This window comes from Vibrio sp. 10N.222.46.A1, assembly GCF_041473595.1.
Lineage (GTDB): Bacteria > Pseudomonadota > Gammaproteobacteria > Enterobacterales > Vibrionaceae > Vibrio > Vibrio tasmaniensis_A.
The window spans coordinates 1-3,058 of the sequence record NZ_JBFRSN010000393.1; the positions used below are offsets into that span (position 1 = coordinate 1).

Genomic DNA, 3,058 nt, shown 5'->3' on the forward strand with positions numbered 1-3,058 from the left:
CTCTATGTCTGTAAAAATAGTCATCCTCAGCTGAGGTAAAATAATCGTTTCCTCCCGGTGATCTTCGAAGATCGTTAGGCATAAAAAAAGCGAGCTCAATGCTCGCTTTTTGTCTGTCTATCTGTTGATCGGATCGTCAACACTCGCACGATTAAATCACACCGAACTTAAGCACGGTTACCAATTTTAACCGTACCATTTGTAGCAAACCAAAGTGCTTCTGAACGACGGCGACCTAGTAAAATAGGGCCATCATCGTAGAACAAAAAGTTTTTCCAGTGCTTCTTAAAAACTGACCACTTAGTTTCGAGAATGTTATATTTTTCATAACAAAAATAAACAGTTACGTCATCTTGCCAATCAATGAAGTTAAGGATCTCTTCTGGCATTTCAGGCTCATCGGCTTCCCAATTTGCCATCCAGCTGATCTCTTCGTTCCAGTTAGATGCCTTGCTCGGCCAGTCTTGCGAACTTAGTCTCTCAGCATCAGGGCTTTGAGGGCTTACGTTCTCTTTCCAAAACTGAGATGCCCTTGCCTGTGTCATTGGTTTTATCTTTTCCAAATCTTCAGCGGGTAGTGGCATTGACTGGTGAGTGAAAATCCATTTTCTTTGGTATTCTTCCAAAGTTGTATATGACATCAAAATTCCTCAAATATCTTCTCAGGCTTATGGGCTTACCATGCCTATATGTTCTTTCGATACAGCGATGACTTAATTTTATTTATGTTCTCCGCTGTATCTAAATTCAATGTTTTACACTCACACGGAGCGTTTATCTTGCCAGTTTGGGTTTACCAGTGCCGTCAACACGTGATCTTCCCATTTACCGTTAATCTGTAGGTAATCTTTGGCAAAACCTTCTCGAACAAAACCAAGATGCTCTAATACACCCGCACTTCGTTCGTTGTGAGGCATATAGCCCGCCATTAAGCGGTGCATGTTCTGCACATCAAACATGTAGTCTTTAGCCATGCTCAAGCCTCTGCGCATGTAACCGTGGCCCTGTGCACTTTGCGCCAATGAGTAACCGACATTACAAGCGTAGAACGGGAAACGAGACAAATTACTGAACGATATGGTACCTAACATTTCATTTGAATCAGCATTAATCAACAAGCAATAATAGCCTAGCCCCAATTTATGGAGTTCGTTTAACTTAATCAGCCGTTGAGCCCAATCCGCTCTGTCAAAGAACGCATCCTCTCGGGTAGGTTCCCAAGGCTTAAGGTACTCTCTGTTCACCTGAAAGTACTCACTGATCATGCTCGCATCATAGATCTCAGCCGTTCGTAAAATTAGGTTGCCATCACGTTTATCAATACGTTGCTGCGTACTCGAATCTTCCATAGTCTTGTTCTTATTCTTTTGTCTCTTTTTCGTTACCGCCTCACTCTTACCGAATTTAGCAGTCTAATATCATCAGCTCTTTCTGATACCGTAATCACGAAGCTTATTCGCAATTGAGGTGTGAGATACATTCAAACGTTTAGCAAGCTTACGGCTTGATGGGAATGACTGATAAAGCTTCTCTAAAATCTGAGATTCATAGTCTTTCATGATCTCGTCTAGCGAGCCGTCTAAGCTTAAATTCGCCATTCCAGCAGTCATAGTGTCAAGCTGTGGCAGGTGGAATTGCTCAACCGTTAACGTATCTGAATCCAACTCTGTTAGTGCACGTAGAACCATGTTGTCTAACTGACGAATATTGCCTGGCCATTGGTAGTTACCTAATTGGTCGATTAGTTCTTGAGTCAACTTTGGTTTTAACATACCTAACTGCTGTGCGTACTTTGCAACGAATAGCTCCAGTAATGGCGCAACATCGTTTGAACGTTCACGCAAAGCAGGAATCGACAAAGTCAGTACGTTCAAGCGGTAGAACAGATCTTCACGAAACGAGCCCGAGTCGGCTAATTCAGAAAGGCGATGGCGCGTTGATGCGATAATACGAACATCCGCGTGCATCTCTTCTTCTTCACCAACACGACGGAATGAACCATCTTGTAGGAAACGCAGCAGTTTGATTTGTAGATGCGGGCTCATTTCGCCGATTTCATCTAAGAATACCGTACCGCCATTCGCTTGTTCAAAGATGCCTTTATGACCTTGCTCATGGTTGAATGAGCCCGGTGCATGTCCAAACAATTCCGTTTCTGCTACGTCATCAGGCATTGATGCACAGCTTAGAATCAAAAATGGAAAAGAAGATCGATTTGAACGGTTATGACACGATTTCGCCAGCATCTCTTTACCCGTACCTGTATCCCCTTCAATAAGCAGAGGTTGATCTAGCATAGCCAGTTTCTTAGCTTGACTGATCAAGGCTTTATGGCGATTAGAGACACCAACAAAGTGTTCAAAACCTAGGTTATTCTGTTCAGGGATGGCGTCTGGCGCGTTCATTTCTTGGTTACAAGAACGAATCGTCATTACTGCACTCGCCAGTACCGCCTCGTTGACATCACCACCTAGATAAATAGGCAGAATTTCAATAGAGAAATCTAGACCATCTAGCACCACGACTTCACGGTGACGCGTTACATCGCCTTCAATCCAACGAGCGAAGTTGAAGCTAGGAACGAACGTCGCTAGTGGCTCACCGATCACTTCTTCTTCTTGTTTGTTGAAGAGGTTCAATGCAGCGTGGTTTGCCATGTCGACTGAGCCTTTAAGGTCAATCGCAATCACAGGATCAGGTAGGTTTGCCAGCAGGGCAATCAGTTCAGTGTTATGCCTTTCGCTTGGCATAAACTGGATTTTACGTACATCCTTCACACCTGAAATTCGGCGAATTTCAGCCATAAGTTCACTAAAAGCATCAAAATTAATATCCGGGCAATTTAGGTAAATAATACCTTTAACATCAATTTCGATTCCTCGTAAATCAATGCTTTTTGAGGCCAAGATATCGAGCAACTCACGCGTTAAGCCGAGTCTGTCTTCACACAATACTTCAAGACGCACAAATAGTCCTATTATAGGTGTCAGGATAAGTTGACAGTAGTGTGAATTAAGCTCTAAGTTCAGTCAAGAAGAAGAGTAAACATATGTTTACT

The 3,058-nt window shown here is 43.0% G+C and carries 3 protein-coding genes; all 3 read right to left on the reverse strand.

The genetic code is table 11. The features are described from left to right. Window positions 1–167 precede the first annotated feature (167 nt). Window positions 168–641 carry a DUF2947 domain-containing protein gene (locus AB4496_RS12435; protein WP_029222863.1) on the reverse strand — a complete coding sequence of 158 codons (474 nt, stop codon included), beginning with the start codon at window positions 639–641 and terminating at the stop codon, window positions 168–170. A 120-nt stretch (window positions 642–761) separates the two neighbouring features. Continuing rightward, complete coding sequence (gene rimJ / locus AB4496_RS12440) at window positions 762–1,349, reverse strand: ribosomal protein S5-alanine N-acetyltransferase (protein WP_009847025.1); 588 nt, start codon at window positions 1,347–1,349, stop codon at window positions 762–764. Between the two features lie 72 nt (window positions 1,350–1,421). Continuing rightward, complete coding sequence (tyrR, locus tag AB4496_RS12445; RefSeq protein WP_102249796.1) at window positions 1,422–2,966, reverse strand: transcriptional regulator TyrR; 1,545 nt, start codon at window positions 2,964–2,966, stop codon at window positions 1,422–1,424. Between the last annotated feature and the right edge of the window lie 92 nt (window positions 2,967–3,058).

What these genes read in the sequence shown, in the direction of transcription:
- AB4496_RS12435 (WP_029222863.1), bottom strand. Translation starts at nt 641, where the DNA reads ATGTCATATACAACTTTGGAAGAATACCAAAGAAAATGGATTTTCACT.
- rimJ (WP_009847025.1), bottom strand. Translation starts at nt 1,349, where the DNA reads ATGGAAGATTCGAGTACGCAGCAACGTATTGATAAACGTGATGGCAAC.